At 47.5% G+C, this 22,391-nt stretch carries 22 protein-coding genes and 1 tRNA gene; 9 read left to right on the top strand and 14 right to left on the bottom strand.

The features are described from left to right. Positions 1-15: 15 nt before the first annotated feature. From M1L52_RS00740 to M1L52_RS00720, 5 genes are all read right to left on the bottom strand, one after another. On the bottom strand, positions 16-1,761 hold the full coding sequence (locus tag M1L52_RS00740; protein ID WP_248612921.1) for a RagB/SusD family nutrient uptake outer membrane protein: 1,746 nt from the start codon (positions 1,759-1,761) through the stop codon (positions 16-18). 45 nt (positions 1,762-1,806) lie between these two features. After that, on the bottom strand, positions 1,807-4,917 hold the full coding sequence (locus tag M1L52_RS00735) for a SusC/RagA family TonB-linked outer membrane protein (RefSeq protein WP_248612920.1): 3,111 nt from the start codon (positions 4,915-4,917) through the stop codon (positions 1,807-1,809). A gap of 202 nt (positions 4,918-5,119) precedes the next feature. Continuing rightward, positions 5,120-6,664, bottom strand: coding sequence for a substrate-binding domain-containing protein (locus M1L52_RS00730; RefSeq protein WP_248612919.1), 1,545 nt, complete (start codon positions 6,662-6,664; stop codon positions 5,120-5,122). A gap of 11 nt (positions 6,665-6,675) precedes the next feature. Further along, entirely contained in the window at positions 6,676-8,334 is a 1,659-nt protein-coding gene (locus M1L52_RS00725) for an ATP-binding protein (protein ID WP_248612918.1), read from the bottom strand. Positions 8,335-8,675: 341 nt separating this feature from the next. Continuing rightward, positions 8,676-9,035: a dockerin type I domain-containing protein gene (locus M1L52_RS00720; protein WP_248612917.1), complete on the bottom strand. Its 360-nt coding sequence runs from the start codon at positions 9,033-9,035 to the stop codon at positions 8,676-8,678. A gap of 163 nt (positions 9,036-9,198) precedes the next feature. On the opposite strand from M1L52_RS00720, the gene M1L52_RS00715 reads away from it, so the two are divergent. From M1L52_RS00715 to M1L52_RS00700, 5 genes are all read left to right on the top strand, one after another. Further along, positions 9,199-10,644 (top strand): AAA family ATPase, encoded by a 1,446-nt coding sequence (locus M1L52_RS00715; RefSeq protein WP_248612916.1) that lies wholly within the window; start codon positions 9,199-9,201, stop codon positions 10,642-10,644. Positions 10,645-10,896: 252 nt separating this feature from the next. Next, entirely contained in the window at positions 10,897-11,340 is a 444-nt protein-coding gene (locus M1L52_RS00710) for an RNA polymerase sigma factor (RefSeq protein ID WP_248612915.1), read from the top strand. Positions 11,341-11,833: 493 nt separating this feature from the next. After that, positions 11,834-12,316, top strand: coding sequence for a DUF6088 family protein (locus M1L52_RS00705; protein ID WP_317231481.1), 483 nt, complete (start codon positions 11,834-11,836; stop codon positions 12,314-12,316). Further along, the gene (locus M1L52_RS16340) at positions 12,313-12,441 is read left to right on the top strand and encodes a hypothetical protein (RefSeq protein WP_262917924.1); all 129 of its coding nucleotides are present in this window, start codon (positions 12,313-12,315) and stop codon (positions 12,439-12,441) included. The genes M1L52_RS00705 and M1L52_RS16340 overlap by 4 nt, the downstream gene beginning before the upstream one ends. Beyond that, on the top strand, positions 12,422-12,766 hold the full coding sequence (locus tag M1L52_RS00700) for a nucleotidyl transferase AbiEii/AbiGii toxin family protein (RefSeq protein ID WP_248612913.1): 345 nt from the start codon (positions 12,422-12,424) through the stop codon (positions 12,764-12,766). The genes M1L52_RS16340 and M1L52_RS00700 overlap by 20 nt, the downstream gene beginning before the upstream one ends. Before the next feature lie 99 nt (positions 12,767-12,865). Here the strand turns inward: M1L52_RS00700 and M1L52_RS00695 are convergent, their stop codons facing one another. From M1L52_RS00695 to M1L52_RS00680, 4 genes are all read right to left on the bottom strand, one after another. After that, positions 12,866-13,045, bottom strand: a complete 180-nt coding sequence (locus tag M1L52_RS00695; RefSeq protein ID WP_248612912.1) for a hypothetical protein — start codon at positions 13,043-13,045, stop codon at positions 12,866-12,868. An 18-nt stretch (positions 13,046-13,063) separates the two neighbouring features. Continuing rightward, entirely contained in the window at positions 13,064-14,218 is a 1,155-nt protein-coding gene (locus M1L52_RS00690; protein ID WP_248612911.1) for a hypothetical protein, read from the bottom strand. Positions 14,219-14,339: 121 nt separating this feature from the next. Next, positions 14,340-15,065 carry a DUF1566 domain-containing protein gene (locus M1L52_RS00685; RefSeq protein ID WP_248612910.1) on the bottom strand — a complete coding sequence of 242 codons (726 nt, stop codon included), beginning with the start codon at positions 15,063-15,065 and terminating at the stop codon, positions 14,340-14,342. Between the two features lie 463 nt (positions 15,066-15,528). Further along, positions 15,529-15,684, bottom strand: a complete 156-nt coding sequence (locus M1L52_RS00680) for a hypothetical protein (protein ID WP_237821639.1) — start codon at positions 15,682-15,684, stop codon at positions 15,529-15,531. A gap of 333 nt (positions 15,685-16,017) precedes the next feature. Between M1L52_RS00680 and M1L52_RS00675 the strand changes: the two genes are divergently transcribed. Next, a complete protein-coding gene (locus M1L52_RS00675; RefSeq protein WP_248612909.1) occupies positions 16,018-16,200 on the top strand; it encodes a hypothetical protein in 183 nt (60 codons plus the stop codon). A 390-nt stretch (positions 16,201-16,590) separates the two neighbouring features. Here the strand turns inward: M1L52_RS00675 and M1L52_RS00670 are convergent, their stop codons facing one another. The 3 genes from M1L52_RS00670 to M1L52_RS00660 form a co-directional block, all read right to left on the bottom strand. Further along, entirely contained in the window at positions 16,591-16,830 is a 240-nt protein-coding gene (locus tag M1L52_RS00670) for a DUF2442 domain-containing protein (RefSeq protein ID WP_410896773.1), read from the bottom strand. Beyond that, the gene (locus tag M1L52_RS00665) at positions 16,823-17,008 is read right to left on the bottom strand and encodes a DUF4160 domain-containing protein (protein WP_248614548.1); all 186 of its coding nucleotides are present in this window, start codon (positions 17,006-17,008) and stop codon (positions 16,823-16,825) included. Before M1L52_RS00665 ends, M1L52_RS00670 begins: the two co-directional genes overlap by 8 nt. Positions 17,009-17,448: 440 nt before the next feature. Continuing rightward, a complete protein-coding gene (locus tag M1L52_RS00660) occupies positions 17,449-18,291 on the bottom strand; it encodes a ThiF family adenylyltransferase (RefSeq protein WP_248612907.1) in 843 nt (280 codons plus the stop codon). 220 nt (positions 18,292-18,511) lie between these two features. Here M1L52_RS00660 and cysK point away from each other — a divergent pair, with 220 nt between their 5' ends. Next, positions 18,512-19,459 carry a cysteine synthase A gene (cysK, locus tag M1L52_RS00655; protein ID WP_248612906.1) on the top strand — a complete coding sequence of 316 codons (948 nt, stop codon included), beginning with the start codon at positions 18,512-18,514 and terminating at the stop codon, positions 19,457-19,459. Between the two features lie 80 nt (positions 19,460-19,539). On the opposite strand, the gene fabG is transcribed toward cysK, so the two are convergent. Then, positions 19,540-20,277 (bottom strand): 3-oxoacyl-[acyl-carrier-protein] reductase, encoded by a 738-nt coding sequence (gene fabG / locus M1L52_RS00650; protein ID WP_248612905.1) that lies wholly within the window; start codon positions 20,275-20,277, stop codon positions 19,540-19,542. 42 nt (positions 20,278-20,319) lie between these two features. After that, a complete protein-coding gene (locus tag M1L52_RS00645) occupies positions 20,320-20,913 on the bottom strand; it encodes a TetR/AcrR family transcriptional regulator (protein ID WP_248612904.1) in 594 nt (197 codons plus the stop codon). 160 nt (positions 20,914-21,073) lie between these two features. On the opposite strand from M1L52_RS00645, the gene M1L52_RS00640 reads away from it, so the two are divergent. Together M1L52_RS00640 and M1L52_RS00635 are read left to right on the top strand one after the other, a co-directional pair. After that, positions 21,074-21,146 (top strand) — tRNA-Met (locus tag M1L52_RS00640). An 80-nt stretch (positions 21,147-21,226) separates the two neighbouring features. Further along, on the top strand, positions 21,227-22,357 hold the full coding sequence (locus M1L52_RS00635; protein ID WP_248612903.1) for a penicillin-binding transpeptidase domain-containing protein: 1,131 nt from the start codon (positions 21,227-21,229) through the stop codon (positions 22,355-22,357). Positions 22,358-22,391 lie beyond the last annotated feature (34 nt).

Here is a 22,391-nt window from a genome sequence, read left to right as displayed (position 1 = left end):
CTCTCAACTTAAACCTTACCACTCTCCGCAGTTCTGAGTGTAATGTCCGTTAGATGCAGCCATTTGTTCGAAAGGAATGGGCAGATATTCGTTTTTATTGGCTGTGAATGAAGAGCCGTTAAGGAAACTCATCTTCTTACTCTCGTCACTATAGTACTTGTTCAGCACGGTAGCGGCATCGCCCCAGCGCACGAGGTCGAAGAATCGCTCACTTTCCATTGCCAGTTCCAGACGGCGTTCCATTTTCACAATCTTCATCATTTCCTCTTTTGAGTAAGTGCCGTTATATTTACCTACGGCATAATGGATGCCATACTTGTTAGGATAGCCAGCCACTACGCTGTTGGTCATCATACTTATTGCACGGTCTCTCACCTGATTGACAAAGATAACTGCTTCGGCAGTATTGTTAAGCTGAGCAAGAGCCTCGGCGCGCATTAGCAAAACATCAGCATAGCGGAAGACAATGCGGTTCATGGAGCTGGCCCATTGTGAGTCGCACAGGTAAAGATAGTTATCTGTCAGTATGGGATTAACATTCTGCTTCAGTGATACGAAATAGCCGAATGTACCTCCTGAACGGCTCCAGGCACCAGTCTCTGACATCATGAAGGAGGTATTGAACATGTAAGGTGTACCAGGCACGCCTACGGTGATAAACAGTCGTGGGTCAACGGTCTCAGCAGACCCTACTTTATAATCTACAGTTGCAAAGTTATCAAGCATAGGCAGACCATCGCTATTTGTGCGGTAAGCATCAACCAGATTGTGAGAAGGCTTATAGAAGTCGCAACCTGAATCGTGAACTTTAGGAATGCAAGGTACAATCAGACGATTTGAGAAGTTCAGATTACCATAGGTTGTACCGTCGTTCTTTGAATATTGGATGGCCCAAAGGCTTTCCTTGCCATTCTCGTACTGCTCCTCAGGACGGAAATTATTATGCAGGTCGCTCTCAAGTCCGTAACCTCCTTTGGCATAGATGGAAGGATCGGTGTATTCGATAACTTTCTGTAAGTCTGCCTCATTGATGGATGTAACCTGATTACTGTTGACATCGTCTTGATGATAGGCCTTGTAAAGATAAACCTTGGCCAGGAAAGCTGCACAAGCTGCTTTCGTAGGACGACCCTTATCAGATTGTGTCTCAGGCAGTACGTTATAGGCTTCTTCCAGATCGTTGATGATTTGCTGCCAACCCTCGTCATTGGTGTACTCAGTGTTTGAGAGGTTGTTATAATCATCCTCTGTCATATTTGACTTGTTTACGAAAGGAATCTTCTTGAACAGACGCTTCAGCTGGAAATGGCCATAGGCACGCAGAAATTTCATCTCGGCAGTGCGTTGCTTAATAATCGCATTTGACTGATCGGCCTCTTTCAGCATGTCAAGTGATAGCGATATGCGCGACAGATAGCTGTAGAATTTGTTCCAAATGGAACTGAAAGGCCAGTCGGTAGTCATCACGCCTGTTCCTTTTTCCAATCGGTGGAAGGGTTCGCCGTCAGAGAAGTCGGAACCGCCAACATAGGCATCGTCGGAACGTGTGTCGTAGTTCCACAGCGAGAAAGAGGCGTTCATATCTTCTATAGATACAAGTCCGGCATATGCTGAAACAATCACATTGTCTATATACTCAGGATCTTTCACCTCGTCTTGAGTAAGCGTAGCCTGAGGCACCTGCTCTTCTAAGAAGTCAGAGCAACTCATCAAACCACCGAATACGCAGATTGTGCATAAAAGTCTATATATTGTCTTCATAACTGTAATTCTTTTAGTCGTGAAATTCATTATTAATTCGCTGTTTTAGAATCCTACGTTCAATCCAAAAGTGAGGTTGAGAGGAATGGGATATCCGAATCCTGGGTTCTCAGGATCGTTGCCAGTAAAATTGCTACTCTTGATCGTTAATAAGTTTTGAGCAGACAAGTAAATGCGCATGCGTTCCATATGAAGCTTGTCTATGATGCTCTTCGGCATGTTGTAACCTAACTGTATGGTACGGAGTTTAGCATAAGAGCCATTCTCTATGTAGTATGAGCTAACGCGCCCCTCGTTGTTGGTGTCGCTTGTGGTCAGAGCAGGAATATCGCTGCCTGGGTTAGCGGGACTCCATGCGTCAAGGACACGCACACCCTTGTTCAGATAAGGTACGTTTATTGCAGAGTTGGCCCAGAAGTCAGTCTGCGACTTATAACCGCGACAGTCCACATCGACGCCCTGTACACCCTGCCAGAACATTGTCAGGTCCCAGTTCTTGTATTGCAGATAGATGTTCAGACCCCATGTAAAGTCTGGTGTCGGGTCATAGATCCAGTCCTGGTCGTCTTCAGTAATCTTGCCGTCACCATTCAGGTCCTTATAACGTATGCGACCAAGGCCAGCTCCCTGTTGAGTAGCGTGATTGTCGATTTCGTTCTGACTTTTGAAAATGCCGTCAGCAATATAACCAACCTGTGAGAACATTGGGTGGCCTACTACGCTCTTCACGCCATTGCCACCATACTTACCGTTGGCAGCAACGGTCTCTGGCAGTTTGGTAATCTCGTTGGTGTAGCGGCTGATGTTGCCGTTGATGTCCCATGAGAAACCGTTTGACAGCTTGTGACGATAGCCCAATGAGAATTCCCAACCGTTGTTTTTCACCTCACCGGCGTTAATCCACTGGCCGCTGCCTTCACCCATGGCGGCAATGCCTTCCATGAAGAGAAGAATGTCTGTGGTCTTCTTGTTGAACCAATCGAACGAGCCATAGACCTCATTTTTCAAGAATGCGAAGTCTATACCAATATTATTCTGGGTTGTTGTCTCCCACTTGATATCCTCATTGCCTCGCTGCGAGCGTACATAACCGTTTGACAGCTCATAGCCGCCATTGCTTCCGGCAATGTCGTATGAAGAACCAGCAGCTCCACTGCCCCATAAACCTGTTGAAACGACAGGACGATAAAGAGTATATCGAGCTGTGTTGGATATCTCCTGGTTACCTGTCTGTCCCCAAGAGTAACGCACCTTAAGGTTATCGAGCCAGTCCTCAGTAAACTTCATGAACTCTTCCTCTGACAAGCGCCATCCTGCACTTACTGATGGGAACGTACCATATTGGTTGTTCTTACCAAAGCGGCTACTGCCGTCGCGGCGTATAGTGAATGAAGCCAGATATCTTTCATTGAATGTATAGTTCAGTTTGCCAAAGAATGACACCAGCGAGAAACCGTCTCCACTGCCTTCAGCGAGTTGTTTTCCAGAGCCTGCCGATGGCCACATGTAATCGGTGTTCAGGATAGCCTGCTCATAGCGCTTGGCACTACTCCAGTTATAGTCCTGACGGTTTATCTCCATACCAACCATTGCATCGCCACGATGCTTGCCGATCTCAAGGTTGTAGGTCGCAATGGCGTTCCACATCCAGCGCATGGTGTGTTCCTGCTTGTATTCTGCGGCAGTATCGGTACGTTTTACCTTACCATTCTCGATAGGATAGGTGAAGAAGCGCTGTTGCTTCTGAGTATAGTCCATGCCTAAGGTTGTGCGAAGCATGAGGTTCTTAAGAGGATTTATGCTAAGGTGAATATCACCGAATGTGCGCCACTGGGTGTATTCGTTATCCTTGGCATTGTCAATCATGCTTAATGGGTTCTCGCGCTCGGAATAAGCTCCCAAAGCCTGTGCATACTTACCGTTCTCAGCGTAGATGGGGAAGTTGGGGTTGAACTCCAATGCATGCTCCAATACGCCTCCAGGTGCGTCAACACCCTTTGTGCGGTTCAGGGTTATGTTCTCGCCAATGACTACAATACCGTCGAACAACTTGTAGTCGCTGTTGGCACGTGCAGAGAAGCGGTTAAAATAGGAGTCCTTGATAGTACCTTGGTTGTCGTAGTAGCCTACAGATAAAAAGGAGTTGCCTTTTTCAGTGCCATTACTAACTGAAAGATTATACTGCTGAACAACGCCTGTACGTGTGATCTCGTCAAACCAATCAGTATCACCGGCACGTACAGTGGCGTTATCGTCAAGATACATGTTCATTGTCATGCGGTTCAGCACAGGGTTGCCATTAGCATCATAGCCCCAATTATAGTTATATCCAAGATTATTGTTGCTTGGGTTTATACCATCGTTTACGCAAGCTTGCCAGTAAGCACGTCCCCACTCGTTGGCATTCATTGTCTCAATCTTGTTGGTATAAAAAGAGGTGGCCACGCTACCGTCGAAGTTTACCTTGGTCTTACCCTCCTTGCCTTTCTTTGTTGTGATAATAATCACGCCATTGGCAGCACGGCTACCATAGATAGAGGCAGAAGCGGCATCCTTCAATACCTGAATAGACTCAATGTCGTTACCATTCAGTTCGTGCATACCTGCTTTCGTGGGTACACCGTCGATGATGTAAAGTGGGTCGTTGTCGTTTAGGGTTCCGATACCACGAATGCGTACTGTTGCTGCTCCAGAAGGATTACCGTCGGCCTGAATGTTCATGCCTGGCACGCGACCCTGTAGAGCCTTCATCGGGTTGTTTTCGTTCTGTTTGGCCATCTCATCGACACTCACTGTTGAGACAGCACCTGTCAAGTCGGCTTTGCGCTGGGTGGTATAGCCTGTAACGACAACCTCGTTCAGCATTTGGTTGTCATCTTTCATCACCACCTTCATGCCGTTTTTAGCAGGCATTTCCTGATTCTGGAAACCGATGAAGCTGAAGACAAGCATAGTACCTTCTTTCACATTAATCTTGAAATTACCATCTAAGTCGGTCACCGTTCCGTTGCTGTTTCCCTTTTCTTTTACTGTGGCACCAATGACACCGTCACCGAAGTCATCGACCACAGTTCCTTGAATCGTCGTCTGAGCATACATTATTGTACTAAGCATCAGAGTCAGGAAACATAAAAACACTCGTTTCGATTGTTTCATTTGTTTTACGTTTTTAGTTAATATTTTTGGTTTACAAATCTGCTGCAAAAATATCATCTATATATTTGTTGATATTAAAAATATCGTTCACTCTGTGCAAAATATGTTGCAATGAAACATTTTTGCGAAAGAATGAACGATAATTTTTAGTGGTTAGTTGTAAGAAGTTAGAGGTAAAAAATGAGAGGTGAGAAGTTGGTGACTATTTCCTCACGTCGCCTGGCACCATGCCATACTCCTCTTTGAAACATTTCGTAAAGTAGCTGGGAGCAGTAAAGCCAACGGCATAGGCGACCTCAGAGACGCTCTTGTCGGTAGTAAGCAGTAATTGATAAGCGCGATTCAGACGGGCTGTACGTAATAATTCCACTGGTGATGAACCAGATACTGCCTTTACTCTACGATAGAGCTGCACACGACTGAGGTTCATATCGGCAGCAAGGTCATCAATACTAAGATTGCTATCTGAAAGACGAGTTTCAACAATCTCACGAAAATGTGACAAGAATCCGCTCTCGTTTGCAGGTGAAACAGTACCTGTTTGTTGTGAATTGGCTGTTGATGGGGATGAATCCACGGTGGCTTCCATGTTCCACAACGTATTGGTCACACGTTCTCTTTGCATGCTTATTTTCCTTAAAAGGTAGAGGTAGAAAAGTACAAACACTACAACCAACAGTACGATGATGCCGATGGCTAGCCAGCTGACGATGCGCTGTGTGTCAAGTTCATGCAGGTAGTTGTCGGCCTTGTCATGTAATAGGTCCAGGCGGTCTGCCTGACGCATCAGTTCCTCGCTCTGCATCAGCAGCACTTTTGCATTGTCGCGAGTGACAAGGGCCGACATCATCAATGTCTCCTTGTCGTAGGGTTTTCCTTCGAGAATATTAACGGCCAACTCGATAATCTGGTCGCCATTCGTCGGATAAATGTACGAAGCGTCGAGCAAAGAGTCACGCACTAATTGTATGCCGCCATTCTCACCCGGCAAACCGTCGATGCCGCAATATAGTACAGCCTCACCCCCGACCACTCTCCTGAAGGCGAGTGGGGTAGTTACCTCTGTCATTGCCTTGTGTGCTCCCATAGCCGTGCGGTCGTTGGCACCGAACACAAGGTCCACGTGTACATCTTTATTATTATTGAACCATAGTTTTGTAGTTTCGTATGCTGTCTCTTCCGTCCAGTCACCTTGCAGCGAACCCACCACCTTGATGCCAGGAACTTTCTCTATGGCATCCATGAAGCCTTTATGGCGCTCGATGGCAGGTGATGAGCCTTCCAGCCCCTTTATCTCCAGGACATTTCCCTTGCCATCCAGCCGTGACGCGATATATTCGCCCATAGTGCGCCCCATTTCATAGTTATCGGCACTGATAAAGGCGGTGTACTTCCGGGAGCTGGTCTTGCGCTCAAACACAATGACGGGAATGCCCTTGTCGTAGGCACGGTCGATGGCAGGCGAAATAGTCTGCACTTGGTTAGGTGCCACGATTAACAAGTCGATGCCATTATTCACGAGACTGTCAATCTGCTGCACCTGCCGCTCGTCGCTATCGTAGGCCGCAGCAAACTTCAGTTCCACATTATCATGGAAATAAGCACCCATACGCAATTCAGCATTCTGCTTGTCACGCCAGATGTCATCCGAACACTGTGATATTCCGATACGATACTTCACCTTGCCCCCAGAGCAAGATACAAGTAACGTAGCCAATACAAATAAATAGAAGAATCTTTGTCGCATATTTGTTCGGTTTAAGTGTTACTATTTATCCAACTATATCTCGTAGCACGTGCATTACCATGTGAAGCAATCAGTGGCGTTTTGCAAAGACCTTCGATGAGGTTACGCACTTGCTTTTGTGTCAAAATGCCGTCGAATGCTGTCACAAAATCACTCATGGATGCATCGCCGTTACGCCGAATCACATGATAAACTATTTGGATATGATTGATTTCATATTGCCCGACTACAGATTTTACATGCGGTTTATAAAGCAGATAGCGGGTGGAAAGGACATATCCAAAATACACATCTTCTGCAATCAACCCCATTTCTATTAATTTCGGGCAACTCTCCTTATAAACAGCCTCTGCATTACCTTTCCAGATATAGTGAAGCGTCAGCCAGTCGAAAGTATTCATCTGACTTTCGAGTTCGGGGGTATGGCAAATATCCTGGGCAAAGAGGTAAAAGGCATCGTCAGGAATCTCACCGTAGAAGCGCAAGTCCACCTGATAATCATCAGAATAGGAGTAGTCAGGAAGCGGTTTGCCCTCCTTGATGCAGTTGGTAAACATGATGTCAACACCCTGTCCGCTTCGCTCTATCAATCCCGTCTTTTCTATCACTTCGGCCATCAGTCGGCTACGGGGCGAACTGTTGACGGTGAGGATATTGCCGATGTTTACGCCGTATGGGAATCCGCCAGGGTTAGAGATTTCCACCATATCAGGATAAAGATGGATGAAGATGTCAGACCCCATCTGTAGGCTACGGTGAATCATAGCGTTAATAATGGCCTCACGAATAGTCTCTTTGTTGAATGCCGGACAATCGAGGATGCGAGGTAGATCATTGATGTGTAGTAGCGGATTGCAAGCAGGTTGGTTGATGTATTCCCATATCTTCTCGATAGCGACGAACAACGGCAGACGGTATTCCTGACGGGCGCTGTAGCGTACTTGGCTTTGACTGGTTCTGTATTCTATCACAACATTTGCCTGTGGCAGATAACGATTGATGGCTTCAGACTTTCCCAACAACAAAAGAGTCGCATATTTCATATTGCCATCATCATCAATCAGCAACAGGTCTTTCAGTAATTGTGGCAGAGGAATGGTATTTGCATCAGTCCGTTTCTGCTTGTCAGCAATGAGTTTGTGCATGTTTTCTACAGCTTCAGCATCAAGGTCTTCAATAGTAAGCCCCTTGCAGACATGGGATGAGAAATCTGGGTCTTGCTCGGAAATGATGGAGAAGTATTCTGCATCGTCCATTTCACGCAGACTTTCGCCCATTCGCATCAAGGGAACACCCTCGAAACGAAGTGCCTTACCAACAGGACGAGAAGGCACATTGATGACAAGGACACGACGTTGCTTCTCGTCATACAGTTCTTCGGTACGAACGCGTATATGGAGACGCTTATAAATCTCGTCTTCAAGATTGCCTGTCTCGTTCTCGGCAAAATCACTACCAGCAACCTCATGGGGATAGGCATCAGCCATTCCAAGAACCAAACGACCACCTTTCTCATTAGCCAAGGCGACAACATATCCTAATACACAATGCCTACGGTCTTTGGGGTCGGTCTTCTGGCCTCCTGCGAACGGGTAGTTATGCTCTGCCTTCTTGAACTCTACGTGGTCTTCACGTTCACGGAGTTTCTGCAATTCTTCTATTGTACTCATCGTATTCTCTAATTTTGGGTGCAAGGGTGGTGCCGCTCGACCTTAGTCGCTTATTCCCGAAGGGTCTTAAGAAACCGAATACAAAGAATATGTTCTTTGCTGAAGTGTAGCCCACCTTCGCGCAGTTTCACGGTGCAAAGATACAACTATTTTTTTTGAATTGGGCAAGATTCTTGGAATTATTTCTCAAACTAATGCACATTTTAAACGTAACCATCTGATTATTAGGGGGCTGATTTTATGATTTAATTCCCCAATAAATATACTCTAAAAATCCCTATTATAATTCTCCCAACATCCAAAGACATCTGATCCTGAATTCGATAGCTACATTAGTTCTGTTATCTCCTGAGCCTATACTTTGGTGCATGCAAGGTCCTTGCCCAATTTGCATCCCCTGCAATTTCGTTGACCAGCACCACAGCATCGGCCACGTTCACCTCACCGCTACCATTCAGGTCTGCCAGGAACTTGTCGAACGATTCGCTGGGCGTACCCACTACGAAGCGGGCTATGTCCACCACGTCCACTACGTCTACAGATCCATCCTGGTTTACATCAGGATCAGGGTATTCCTTGATGATATTAAAGTCCTTCCAGACATCTGCTGCCGCATACGCAGCCTTGCTGCCTTTGGGGACATAGAGGGTTATGTTATTATTGTATCCGAATGGGCCCCAGAAGTATGATTCATAACTCATCAGCTTCAGATAACGTCAATATGTTATCCCTATACCCCATCGTTTAACTCTATTTCGCCCCAATAATGAAATTAATTTTGTGTTTTGGGGCAAAAATATGTCAAACATTGAGATTTTCTCAATAATTGTTTGTACCTTTGCCGGCAAATAAAAGATCATTAATATGGAACAGAAGCTTATTGCGAGAGACCGAGAGTGCTCTATGCTACGGGGCTGCATGGAGTCAGACCGTTCAGAATTTGTTATCGTTTATGGAAGAAGGCGCGTGGGAAAGACCTTCCTCATAGATCAGTACTTCAAGATGAATTATGATTTCAGTTTCGTGGGCTCGCATCGTTCCACGCAAAGGGTTCAACTGCGTAATTTTGGAAAAGCCATGAAACAGTATGCAGGGTTGAAGACTGTACCAAAGTATGCTGACTGGTTTGATGCCTTTGATGCGCTGGAGGAACATCTTGGCAATCTTCCAGCTAACAGGAAAAAGGTTGTGTTCTTCGATGAAATGCCTTGGATAGACACACAAAAGTCAGACTTTGTTGAAGCTTTGGAGAACTTTTGGAATGGTTGGGCCAATCGTCGGAACGATATTTTTTTTGTAGGGTCTGGTTCGGCAACATCATGGATGGTTGACAAACTGATTGAAAATCAAGGGGGACTTCATGCTCGCATCACTGCAAACATCTATCTACGTCCCTTCAACCTTAAAGAGACGGAAGAGTACCTGCGCTCTCATCACTGCAAATGGGACCGATACCAAATAGCACAGTGTTACATGCTATTTGGTGGGGTTCCTTTCTACCTTAGTCTGCTGAAGACGAATCAGAGTCTTGTCCAAAATGTTGACAGGCTGTGCTTTGCCCCGAATGCCCCACTTCGTATAGAGTTTGAGGAACTATATACGGCACTTTTCAAACATGCAGACCAATATATCTCTGTGGTGAAAGCTCTCAGCCTGCATAAAGAGGGTATGACGCGGAACGACATGATAAAAGTTCTGAAAATAGAGGGACGCAATCTCACCACAGTACTTCGTAATCTGGAGCGTTGCGACTTCATCGCTAAAATGGCTCGCTTCCCTAACAAGTCAACCGATGCCATTTACAGACTGGTTGACTTTTACACCTTATTTTATTATAAGTTCCTTGCCGAAGACCTGTCGGGCGATGAGCAGTGGTGGAGCCATAATTTCCAATCACATAGTGTAGAATCCTGGATGGGCAGGGCGTTCGAACTGCTTTGCCTCTGCCACGTAGGGCAGATAAAGCGGGCGCTTGGCATTTCCGGAATGGCAACCAGTGTTTCCTCCTGGCGGCAATTGGCTGACAAGGCCAATCAAGACCCTGCCAAGAGGGAAGGCGCACAGATTGACCTTATCATCGACCGTGCAGACCGCATGGTGCATCTTTGCGAGATGAAGTTCAGCGTCGGTCCATACGAATTAAAGGATGCATACGAAAAGAAGCTACGCCAGCGGATGACAATCTTCCGTGAGGTCACGAAATGTACAAAAGCACTGGTGAATACGTTTGTTACGACATTCGGTGTGGCAGACGGAATGCACAAGAGCATTGTAAACAATGAAGTGACATTAGATGAACTTTTCAATTAATCAAATTCTCAGTAGCTCTACTGAGGCAGGAATAGTACCCCCCTCTCTCGTGGGAGTGACATAGGGCAAAGAGAGGCGTGGATATACCTGCAGGGTTGAAACGCATAATGGTGTCGGCAAGCCAAGGCGGGCGGGGATAAAAACGAGGCATCCTCGCCCGCTTTTTGGTAGGGGAAAAGCGGGGAATGAAGATTTTTTGAAAAAAAGTGAGGATTCTGCGTAGCGTTTTGACATCTTCATCGTATTATTAATATGGAACGTTCAAAGTACATATCATTGGTAACCGAACTGCGGCAGATTGCTGTTGCGAGGGCTTTGGTGTTACTCAACGACAAGGAAGATGCTGAGGATGTGGCCGCAGAGGTGATGTTAAGACTCTGGGAAAGACACCGACTGTTGCGTGATGATGCCGACGAGGTGATGCATTATACCGATACGATGGCATGGAATCTTTCTTTGGACTTATTACGACATCGACGACGGTACCCCATTTTGCGAATATTCCACAAGCAGGATAGTGATGTAAAGGAAACAGACGGCATCACAGACATTCCAGACTTGTATACGCCTCAGCAGTACGTTGAGAGCAAAGAGGCGGGCGACATCTTCAGAAGGGCAATGATCCAGCTACCCTACAACTGGAGGAAGATTGTTGAAATGCGCGAAAAAGAAGATATGAGTTTTGCTGAAGTGTAGCCCACTTTCGCGCAGTTTCACGGTGCAAAGATACAACTATTTTTTTTGAATTGGGCAAGATTCTTGGAATTATTTCTCAAACTAATGCACATTTTAAACGTAACCATCTGATTATTAGTGGGCTGATTTTATGATTTAATTCCCAAACAAATATACTCTAAAAATCCCTATTATAATTCTCCCAACATCCAAAGACATCTGATCCTGAATTCGATACCTACATTAGTTCTGTTATCTCCTGAGCCTATACTTTGGTGCATGCATAGTCTTGGCCATCTGATGACATCTGAGGGCGAAAAACAGTTCGTCCTCATTGTCTTTCTTCTTGAAGTCGTCTTTTCTGGCAATATTGCCCCCTAATATAAAAAGCGACACATTATTTATAAAGGAATGCCATATCTATATAGGAATGCCATCTATACAGCAAGAAAAACGCTATTATTTACCAATGAAACTTAATTTCAACACTTAAAGTATTGTTGTATGAAAGAAAATTTGTATTTTTGCGGTCGGAAATATTTGTTATCATTCCGACCATAATTTATATACAAAACGTAAGACACGTTTTGGCATCCTTTACCCTTCTGCTTACGAATTAGTGAAGGAGATTGCCAAACGAGATAAGGCAAAAGTCATACCAACGGGTGCCACAGCCGCTAATCGCTTAGGATTCTCAACGCAAGTACCCATGAATACTATTTTTCTGACTACTGGGTCTGGGCGAAAATTGAAATTAGGGAATCGAACTGTGACTCTGAAGCATGGGGCACCTAAGAACTTTGCATTCCGAGGACGTTTGATGCCAGAATTGGTACAGGCATTACGCAACATTGGTGAGCATAACATCACTCAGGATGTTGAAACGAGGATTAGGCAACTTTTCACGGAAACACCTGAGACTGACACCATAGAATATGATTTATTGTTGGCTCCTGTATGGATGCGACAAGTTATAAAGAGAGGAATACAGCAATGAGTAAATGGATTGACTTCTCGCTCGACGAGCGAAAGGCGATGATACTTGGAAAAGGCCTTCCTTTTGTGCGAGGAGTTCCAGAAAGACGAACCGAGGACGCACAGAATGACACGTCATTTCTATGACTTGGAGAAGCTGATGCATACCCCATACGCGGAAATAGCTCTTAATGATTTGGTGCTCTATCATGAGATTGTAGAACATCGTCGCAAGTTCTATCATGTTGGTTATGTGGATTACGACAAGGAGCTACCTGCCAATATTCAGATTGTGCCAAGTGATGAACTGATGTCTGCTTATGAGGCTGACTACAACGAGATGAAAGAAAGTTTCATCTATGGTCAGTCACTTACCTTTGCCGATATGATGAAGAGAATAAGGGTGCTACAAGAACTCTTCACGTCGCCATCTACTGCGGCCTTGTCCAGTGTGGGGACGAAGTTGACGTAGGTGTAGCCCGTGCGGCTGAAGGCGTTGGCACAAAAAAACGGGGACGAAGCATACGAAAGTGCTTCGTCCCCGAATGATGGTTGCTAATGGTACAAATAGTTACCAAGCTTCTTCCCAAACATTACCACTTTTAGGCTCTTCGTCGTCGGGAAGAATCAGGTCATCCTCATCGTCAAGGCCAGAGGTCGTCAAGTTCATAACAGACCCGGCCAGAATCTGTTGCTCAATGTCAGCCTCTATGACCTCCATCACGGGCTTCTGATATTCTTTCTTTGTCATATCGGTGTCCTCCTTGCTTTACTTGATGATTACCTTTTTACCATTCTGAATATAGACACCCTTCTGTGTGGCCTTGCTGATGCGGCGGCCGTCCAGTGTGTAGGTGGCATTGTCGGTGCTGGCTGCTCTGTCAGTGCCAATGGCAATGATGCCTGTGGTCTCGCCGTCGCCAAAGTCTATGCTGAAGGCGCGGGCCTGGCTGGCAGTCTCGCCCTTCAGCTGGAAGTAGGCGCGGAAGCCCTTCATATTGGCGGGCAGCTCCGAGGGGTTCAGCAGCGTGTTGTTGGCTGCCAGGAAGAGCACGCTCTTCGTGTCGCCGTCGGGAATGGTCGTTGCGCCCAGCGTGGGGATGAAATCGACATCGGTCGAGGTGAAGGGCTGTGCATCCTTGCTCACGATGGCTTCCGTGAAGGGTGCTGTGGAGAGGTCGGTGTTGGCAGCGACCTTCACCAGATAGGGTTTGCCGGCCTCGATGCTGGCAGCGGTGGCGAAGTTCAGGGTCAGCGTTCCGTCTGCGAACGTTGCGCTGGTTAGTTCCTTCACGGTCCAGCCCTCGGGGATGGCGGTGCTGAACGGAGCAGCAAACGTATTGTATGAACCGGCGGCAAGCGTGCGCGTCAGGGTGACGTCGGCCTCGTAGCCGTCCCACTCTGTCAGTGCAGCGCTGTTGTCCGTTGTCTCGGAGAGGGCCAGGGCGGTCTCGTACTCAATCTCCAGCTCCACGTCGAAGGCGGGAGTTGCGGCGAGTGTCCACGTGCCGTCGGGGTTCTTGGTCAGTTCTACGCCCTCGGTGTAGGCGGTCTCCTCAGCGGTGGTGTAGGTGGTCTCGGCATCGGTCAGCGTCGAGTAGTTTGTCACGAGTGCCTGCTGGGCGGCGGTCAGCGCGTCGTAGGCCGTGCGTGCTGCGTCGATGAGGGCCTTGCTCTCAGGAGTGTAGGTCACGGTGCCGATGGCTGTTATCTTGGCGATGACTTCATCGGCTGCCATCTGGTCGAGTTCGGCATCGGTGTAGTATGTCACTTCCAGCTCGACGTCGTATTCGGGCATCGTGCTGAGTGTCCACACCGTACCGTCGGCACTGGGCGTGAGGTCGATGGGGTCAGGGTCTTGTGCCCATGCGCCCGTCGCCACTGTCAGCAGCAGTGCCATGATGTATAGAAATCGATGTTTCATTGTTCTTTAATGTTTTAATTTTATGTTATTTCTTTTGCCTGACGGCTCCCTTGATCACTTACCTTTATCCTAAAGCCGCTGTCGCGGCTAAAATAGATAAATTGGTAAATCGATAAATAGGTTAAAAAGCGAGGCAGGCACGGACTTTGCGGCCGAGGGCCTCATTGGCTTTGCTCCAGTCGACATCGCCATCGTCGAGGTGCACGAAGTGGGCGCCGACGCCTGGACTGTACTCCGACGACGACCAATAGGAGCCCGACTGCAAGATTGTGCCTCCGGCGTTGTTGATAGCCGCATTCAGGCCGTTGTAGCTTTCTTCGTCGCCGCCGTTGGCACTGAACATATTATTCCACTCGGCCTGGCTGGGCAGGTGCCATGTGCCGTTGGTGAAGGCGGGTGTTTTTGCTTCGCATGTGGATTTTGCCGTCGCCCAATTCAACGAGCCTTCGTCGGCGAGGGCGATGGCGAGACCGTTGGAGCCGGACACGTAGGCAATCATTGCCACTTTGGTCACGCCCGAGGGCACGCTGGCAGCAGCATAGTTCTTGCCGTCGCTGCCGATGACCTGTCCCACGCTGGGGCTGGTGAGGCTGAGTGCGGCAGCCTTCTTCCTGGCCTTGACGCTCTTCACCTTCTTCGTGCCGTTGTACTTGACGGTGACCGCCGTGCCTGCTTCCAAGCCGGTGAGGGGCAGCGCCTGATACTCGCCTTCGCCGGCCTTGCCCTGCCAACTGGTGGCATCCTCGGTGCCTTCCTTCACAGAGACTTTGTAGGTAGTCTGTGCCGTTGCGCCCGTGGCTACTGCTGCGAGCAGCACGAGCATTGAAATAAATCTTGTTCTGAACATAACTTGAAAATTTAATTTGTTAATATAAAAAATGATGTTTATAAACTGTCGAGGGGGATGAGCTGGTACTCCTTGTCCACGTCCACGTCGTCGGTGGGCATTCCCATGTGCAGGGAGCGCGATGTGGGGCACATGGACGCACAGATACGCGACAAGGCACGCAGCAGCCCCGCTGTGGGACTTCTGCGTGCCTTGTGGACACATTTCGCCTCGGCACCCTTTTCCGCGCCTGTAGCCGATTTTAGGGGGGGGTAGTCATGCCGCTCACTACCAAGCAGTTACTGCCGCTCAGAGTCAGGGTCCGGGCGGTGTCGGGAGTGTGGGGTATGTGGAGGTAGCGGGGCATGAGTTGTTATTCGATTTGTGGGGTTAGATTGTTTGAGAGGTAAAGAGGGGGCGGGAGGAAGTCTAGTCTTCGTCCAAGTGAATGGTATATCGTTCTGTAAACTCCTTGTCTTCCATATCACATGAAGTCGCAAACGCTTTTCAATGCCTCATAAGTGGCCTTCATTTCAGCCCGTTCTTCGGGCGATATGCGGCGACGCTCCTTCATGCGTGCCTCGAAGCGTCGTGCGTCCTCACCGTAGAGGATGGGTGTTTCTTTAATCGGTCTGGCCATAATAAATACGTATTTATGTGAAATTTCGGCTACAAAGGTACAAAAAATGATTCAAATAAACTGCATTTGGGGAAGGATATTAACACAATTTCTGTGCAGAATACAGTTCAATTTGTCAAGAGAAACGTTATATTGAGGATGGGAATAGTCCCAGAAAACAATTAAATTCTATTAAAATGATGAACAGAAAAGTCTTGTTCTTGCCGTTCTTGCGTTCCTTCGGTAGCAAGCGACCAAGGTCGAGCGGGCGGCGATGCTCATCCAAAGCGTGGTGGTAAAGAAGGTGCCCACGGCAGCTCCAGCACGTTCAGCCCGAAGAACGGCTGCGGCTGCGTGAATTCGAAGCAGACGGAAATCCGCCCTGTCAGCGACGACGGCATCTACGAAATCTTCACCCTGCCCCACACCGAGGACGACGTGCTGACCAAACTCACCGTCACCGCCCTCGACCAGAACGGCACCATCCGCCTGACCGCCGACCCCGACTGGGACAGCGTGAACGGCTACACGTTCTGAGGTGCTTTTGACACTCGGTCATTTGCAAGTTACACGACTGGTCATGCTTTCATGACCAAACCTCTATCAACTCCGAGAGCCGAGGCGCAGTTGCCCCGGCTCTCGTTGTACCTTCTGTTAGTTGCTGCTTTTTAGTTGACACAAAAAGAAAACATGGACATTTTACTTCGTCTACGTTCTACAGGTATCGCCAAACACCCAACTACCTTAAACGAGTAAAAGCCCACGCCATCGGCGTGAGCATCCTTGCTTTTACTCTTGGTGCTATTCTTAATTTGGCGATTTACGAATAACAAGATTCAAGCGGACGCTTCAGTTCCTATATGTCCTTATTATATGTTTATCTGCTCATAGGCATGTCGTTTTTAGTTGGTTATACCTTATTTGTATTTATGCTTCAACATAATCCAAAGGATTACGCTTGATGACAAGTGGATAGCGTTCGGGATGGCGCAGACTGTCTATTTCAAGGTCTACGTCAAGATCAGGCCATTCAATAGCCTCAGGACCGGACATTCGTACGTTGAGAACACTGCGAATTGGTGCATCCTGCATCCAAGGGATACGGTTATAGGACAGGAAATAATCATGTCCCTGTACAGAAATCATTATTCCCTGTGCATTAATCATCAATACGCTTACCAACGTGTTGACGGAATTGTTCCTTAAATCTGTCTGCATATTTCTCAACTATCGTTTTTATTTCATTCAATTTGTGTTCAGGAATCCCAGTATTCTTCGCTAACTCCACTTGAGGTTCCAACCAATATTTGGCTTCATGCCCATTGAAGATGACGTGGATATGCATCCGTTCCTCCTCATTGGAGTATATCTTAAACGTATATTCGCTTTCGCGACGGAATACAGGACTCATTGCTATTATAAAAATATTTGCTGCAAAAATAAGAATTATTTTACAATAAGCAAAATTATGGGAAGAAAAAGTTTATTTGCTCAGATTTCTCATAAGCACAGCATCGGGAGTTTGAGAGTATGGCTTAACTTCTCTTGTAGAGGAGTGTTATTGTTTAGACTGAACTGTAACATGGCAGAAACTTAGTCGCGATGTAGTTCTGAATATACTATTCTACAAAGTCGTCGACTTTGGTGACCAAACTCGTCGACTTTGGTCACCAAACTCGACGAGTTTGGTTTTCGGCTTAGTCAGAACTGAATTACAGAACTGCTGGTAATGAATTACAAAATAGACAGAACAACATCTAACTTGTGAAAGTTGAGCTTATTTGTTCAGTAGTGTGCAGTTTCAGTCGAAGCGTGTCCCACTGCGTCCGAAATAACGAGACCAGCCAATGTGAAGCCGAAGATAGCGGTGATGTGGGAAAGGGAACCGTTGGTCTGGGGCTTGTTGAAAGTTGAGGGGATCTCTTCGTCGTCAGGCGGACAGCCAAGGTTCTCAAGTAGTTCGTCGCTATAAACCACTTGAAACTTCTTTTCTGGGTATTGTCCCATATGCTTGACCTTCGGTCGAGCCTCTTCATGCTCGGGAGAGCTGATGCGAGCATCGCTCTCCGCTCGCTTACTCAGAGCCTTGAATTTTTTGCGGATGGCGCGTGCCAACGGGTCGCCCTGCACCTTCCAGAACTCAGTGACCTTGATGCGGGTGGGGTCGAGTTTCAATGCGGCGCCCATAGATGAGAAGAGTTTTGCATTTGTCTTACAAGCCAAGAGAATAAGAGCGGCCTTATCCTTCAGTGAGTCGATGGCATCGATGATGTAGTCGTAGTTCTCCAAGCAAAACATAGAGGCACTCTCTTCCGAGAATATCTGCTGCAGGGCGTTTATCTCTGCTTGGGGATTGATGCTGAGCAGACGTTCTTTTAATACTTCCACCTTTGGCTGTCCAACGGTCTTTGTAGTTGCCATAAGTTGGCGATTGATGTTGGTGATGCTCACACAATCGCTATCTACAATGGTTAAATGGTGGATGCCGCTTCGCACCAGACTCTCTGCGCACCACGAGCCTACGCCGCCCACACCAAAGATTATAACCCGCTTCTGAGCAATGCGTTCCATTGCCTCCTTGCCTAACAGAAGCTCACTTCTTCGAAATATTGCACTATCTATTGCCATAATTCTTCTTGATTCTGGGTGCAAAGGTAGTGCAAACTGGGCGAAAAAACGACAGAAAATAGCGAAATACCACAAATATGGTATGAGAATAACAAGCTAAGGGTATTGTGGGTATGCAGAAAACGCCTTACCTTTGCACCGTCGAACAATAAGTTTTAATAACGATATGTCGACAAAAGGTAATAATGAAATATTGTTTAATTTTAAAAAGGATAAGGTTATGAGTAAAATTGCAAAGCAGCTGACTGAGCTCGTCGGCAACACCCCACTTCTGGAGCTCAACAAGTATTCACAGGCAAAGGGTCTGGAGACTCCTGTTATTGCCAAAGTAGAGTTCTTTAATCCTGGCGGTAGCGTGAAGGATCGTATCGCACTGGCGATGATTGAGGATGCAGAGGCTAAGGGCATCTTGAAGCCCGGCGCAACCATCATTGAACCTACCAGCGGAAATACGGGCGTAGGACTGGCACTGGTGTCTGCCGTTAAGGGCTACCACCTTATCCTTACCATGCCCGAGACCATGAGCGTGGAGCGTCGTAACCTCGTGAAAGCTTATGGTGCTGAGGTTCGTCTCACCTCTGGAAAGGACGGCATGCCTGGTGCCATCCGCGCTGCTGAGGAACTGCGCAACTCAATCCCAGGATCTGTTATCCTGCAGCAGTTTGAGAACGCCGCTAACCCCGCTAAGCACTACGCTACAACAGGTCCTGAGATCTGGCGCGACACCGATGGAAAGGTGGACATCTTCGTGGCAGGAGTTGGTACAGGTGGTACTATCAGCGGTACAGGTAAGTATCTGAAGGAGCAGAACCCCAATGTTCAGGTCATTGCCGTAGAGCCAAAGTCAAGCCCGGTTCTTAACGGTGGTCAGAGCGGCCCTCACAAGATTCAGGGTATAGGTGCCGGCTTCATCCCCAAGACCTACAACTCTGATATCATCGACGAGGTCTTTGATGTTGAAAACGACGATGCTATCCGTACAGGTCGCGAGATTGCCCAGTCAGAAGGCCTGCTTGTAGGTATCTCTGCCGGTGCTGCTCTCTACGCAGCCATTCAGGTGGCAAAGCGCCCAGAGAACAAGGGCAAGAAGATTGTGGTGCTGCTGCCTGACACAGGTGAGCGCTACCTCTCTACCGTACTCTACGCTTTCGAGGACTATCCACTTTAATATTTCAGACGTTATAAAAAGCAGAATCGGTCAGTACACCTTGGTACCGACCGATTCTTTTTTAGCGCGTTTTTATTTGATTACATGTTCATGCCACCGTCAACCTGGATGACCTGTCCGCTGATGTAGCTTGACATGTCAGAAGCGAGGAACACAGCGCAGTTTGCAATGTCGTCAACAGTACCTCCACGACGGAGAGGAATCTTGTTGCACCACTCCTTGCGAACCTCATCGGGCAGAGCCTGTGTCATTGCTGTGTCAATAAAGCCTGGAGCAATGGCGTTGGCGCGGATGCCCTTTGGTCCCATCTCCTGACCGATAGACTTAGCCAGTGCTATGAGTCCTGCCTTTGATGCAGCGTAGTTTGCCTGACCAGCATTTCCGTGAACGCCTACAACTGATGCCATGTTGATGATTGAACCGCCGCGCTGGCGCATCATCACAGGAACACAAGCGTGTATGAAGTTGAAAGCCGACTTGAGGTTTACTGCGATAACAGCATCCCACTGCTGCTCAGTCATGCGGAGCATCAGTCCGTCCTTGGTGATGCCGGCGTTGTTAACGAGAATGTCTATTGAGCCAAACTCTTCCTTTACAGCCTTTACCACTTCCTCTGTCTGAGCGAAGTCGGCAGCGTTTGATGCATAGCTCTTAGCCTTTACGCCGAGAGCTGCAATCTCTTTCTCTGTCTCTTCGTTGACAGCGAGGTCTGTGAATGCAATGTTAGCGCCTTCAGCGGCAAACTTCAGTGCAATGGCTTTGCCAATGCCACGTGCTGCACCAGTGATGAGTGCAGTCTTACCTGTTAATAATCCCATTTTCTTTTTCTTCTATTGTTATAATGATAATGTTTGTCTTTCTCAGATTTGTTTCTGCTTTCCAAGAGCGCCATAGACGAACTTCGCCACCTGTGGCTTAGTGTCTTCCTCTTTCATTCCGTGGGCTATGCGGCCATAGATGTAAGGCACTTCAAGACCCTTGATACAGTAGTGACAGATGTCTGCCACGAGGTTCACGTTCTCAATATCGAACTCGCCTTCATCTTTTCCCTCGGCAAACACCTTGCGGAACAGTTCCACCTCTGCCAGGTCGAAGTGCTTGCGCACTTTCTCCACCATCCAGATGTTGCGGAAGAACTCGGCACGCAGGTTACCGTTGCGCACCACAGTCTCACGTATCATGTTCAGATGGGTGTAGATGAGTTCAATAACCTTTTCGTGAGGACTGATTTTGCGCGCAGCCACTTCGTCGAGCTTGTCGCTGAGGCGTTCCAACTCTGTCTCGATGACAGCGTAGTATATGTCCTCTTTTGATTTAAAATAGGTGTAAAGCGTACGACGCCCCTTGCCCGATGCTTGCGCAATATCGTTCATGGTTGTGTTCTCCAAACCGTTCTTTGCGAACAGTTGGCGTGCTACGTCAACTAATAGTTGTCTAGTTTTTGATATTGACATAATTGATTGCACATTATCTATGACGTGTGCAAAATTATTGTTTTTATTTCAAATGTCCAAATAAAAACGGGCAAAAAATGATTTTTTACAAAAAAGTTATACAAAAGTTTGTCTGTTTAAAAAAAAAGCAGTACCTTTGCACTCGCTTTTGAAAAAACATCGCGGAGTGGAGCAGTTGGTAGCTCGCCAGGCTCATAACCTGGAGGTCGCATGTTCGAGTCTTGCCTCCGCAACTATTTAGACGCAACTTCGCACGAAGTTGCGTTTTTCTTTACTATAAACACTACTAATTGTCGCAAAAACAGCAGCTCAGATGTTTAGAAAAATAATTGCAGTAATAGCCTTTTCATGTGGAGCCATTTCCGTAGCAGCCCAGGGCTTGCCTACTGATGCTCCTCTCACCATACGTCCTCTTGTCCAGCAGTTGGGTGAGACACTTCTAAAGGGAAAGCAGGGCAGCATCGTTGCAATACGTCCTGAGACTGGCGAGATACTCTGTTTGGCAACGAACTCACCACAGGGACCTAACGTCAGTCTTGCCATTGCCAAGGCTTATGCTCCAGGCTCTACGTTCAAGACCGCGCAGGCGCTGGCAATGCTGTCAGAAGGTGTCATCACCGACGAGATGAAGATTGAGTGCAGTGGCAGTTTCCTTGACGGCAACATCCGTGTAAACTGTCACAAGCACAGCTCGCCTTTGAGCTTGAAGGAAGCGTTGGCATACTCGTGTAACACATGGTTCCTGCAGACCTTCGCCTCGATGATTAACGACGAGTTCATGTATGAGAGTCGCGATGAGGCTGTTGACACATGGCGCGACTATATGCGCAGCATGGGCCTTGGTGGACCGCTAATCATTGACATGCCTGGCGAGATGGGTGGATTGTTGGCAAACTCCAACTATCTGAACCGTCGTTATAAGAACGGATGGGACGGCAAGACCATCATCTGGGCTGGCATGGGACAGGGCGATGTCACCATGACGCCGTTGCAGATGTGTAATCTTGCTGTGACGATAGCCAACAAAGGCGAGTACCATGTGCCCCATATCTATAAGGACACCAAGGAGCACCCTCTTGCTAAGCGCTTTAAGGAGCGTCGTCACACGAAGGTGAGTCCTAAGGCCTATAAGCCTGTCATCGAAGGCATGCGGATGGCGGTGGAGTCGGGTACTGCCGAGAAGATAAACACTCCTAAATATAAGATATGTGGAAAGACGGGCACCATTGAGAACCCTGGACGCGACCACTCCGCTTTTATTGGTTTCGCTCCCATGGGCCATCCCAAGATTGCCGTTGCCGTATATATAGAAAATGGAGGCTTCGGTGCCGACATGGCGGCTCCGATAGCCTCACTGATTATTGAGATGTATCTCAAAGGCAAACTCTCTGAACAGTCGGAACAGCTTGCCGAAAAGCTTGCTGATAAAAGACTATTCAAATAGTCTAAAGTCTGTAGTCTATAGTCATTATCTATAG

Source organism: Prevotella sp. E13-27 (genome assembly GCF_023217965.1).
Classification (GTDB): Bacteria; Bacteroidota; Bacteroidia; order Bacteroidales; family Bacteroidaceae; genus Prevotella.
The sequence above is the reverse complement of the archived record's forward strand: the minus strand, read 5'-3'. Positions and strand labels throughout refer to the sequence as shown.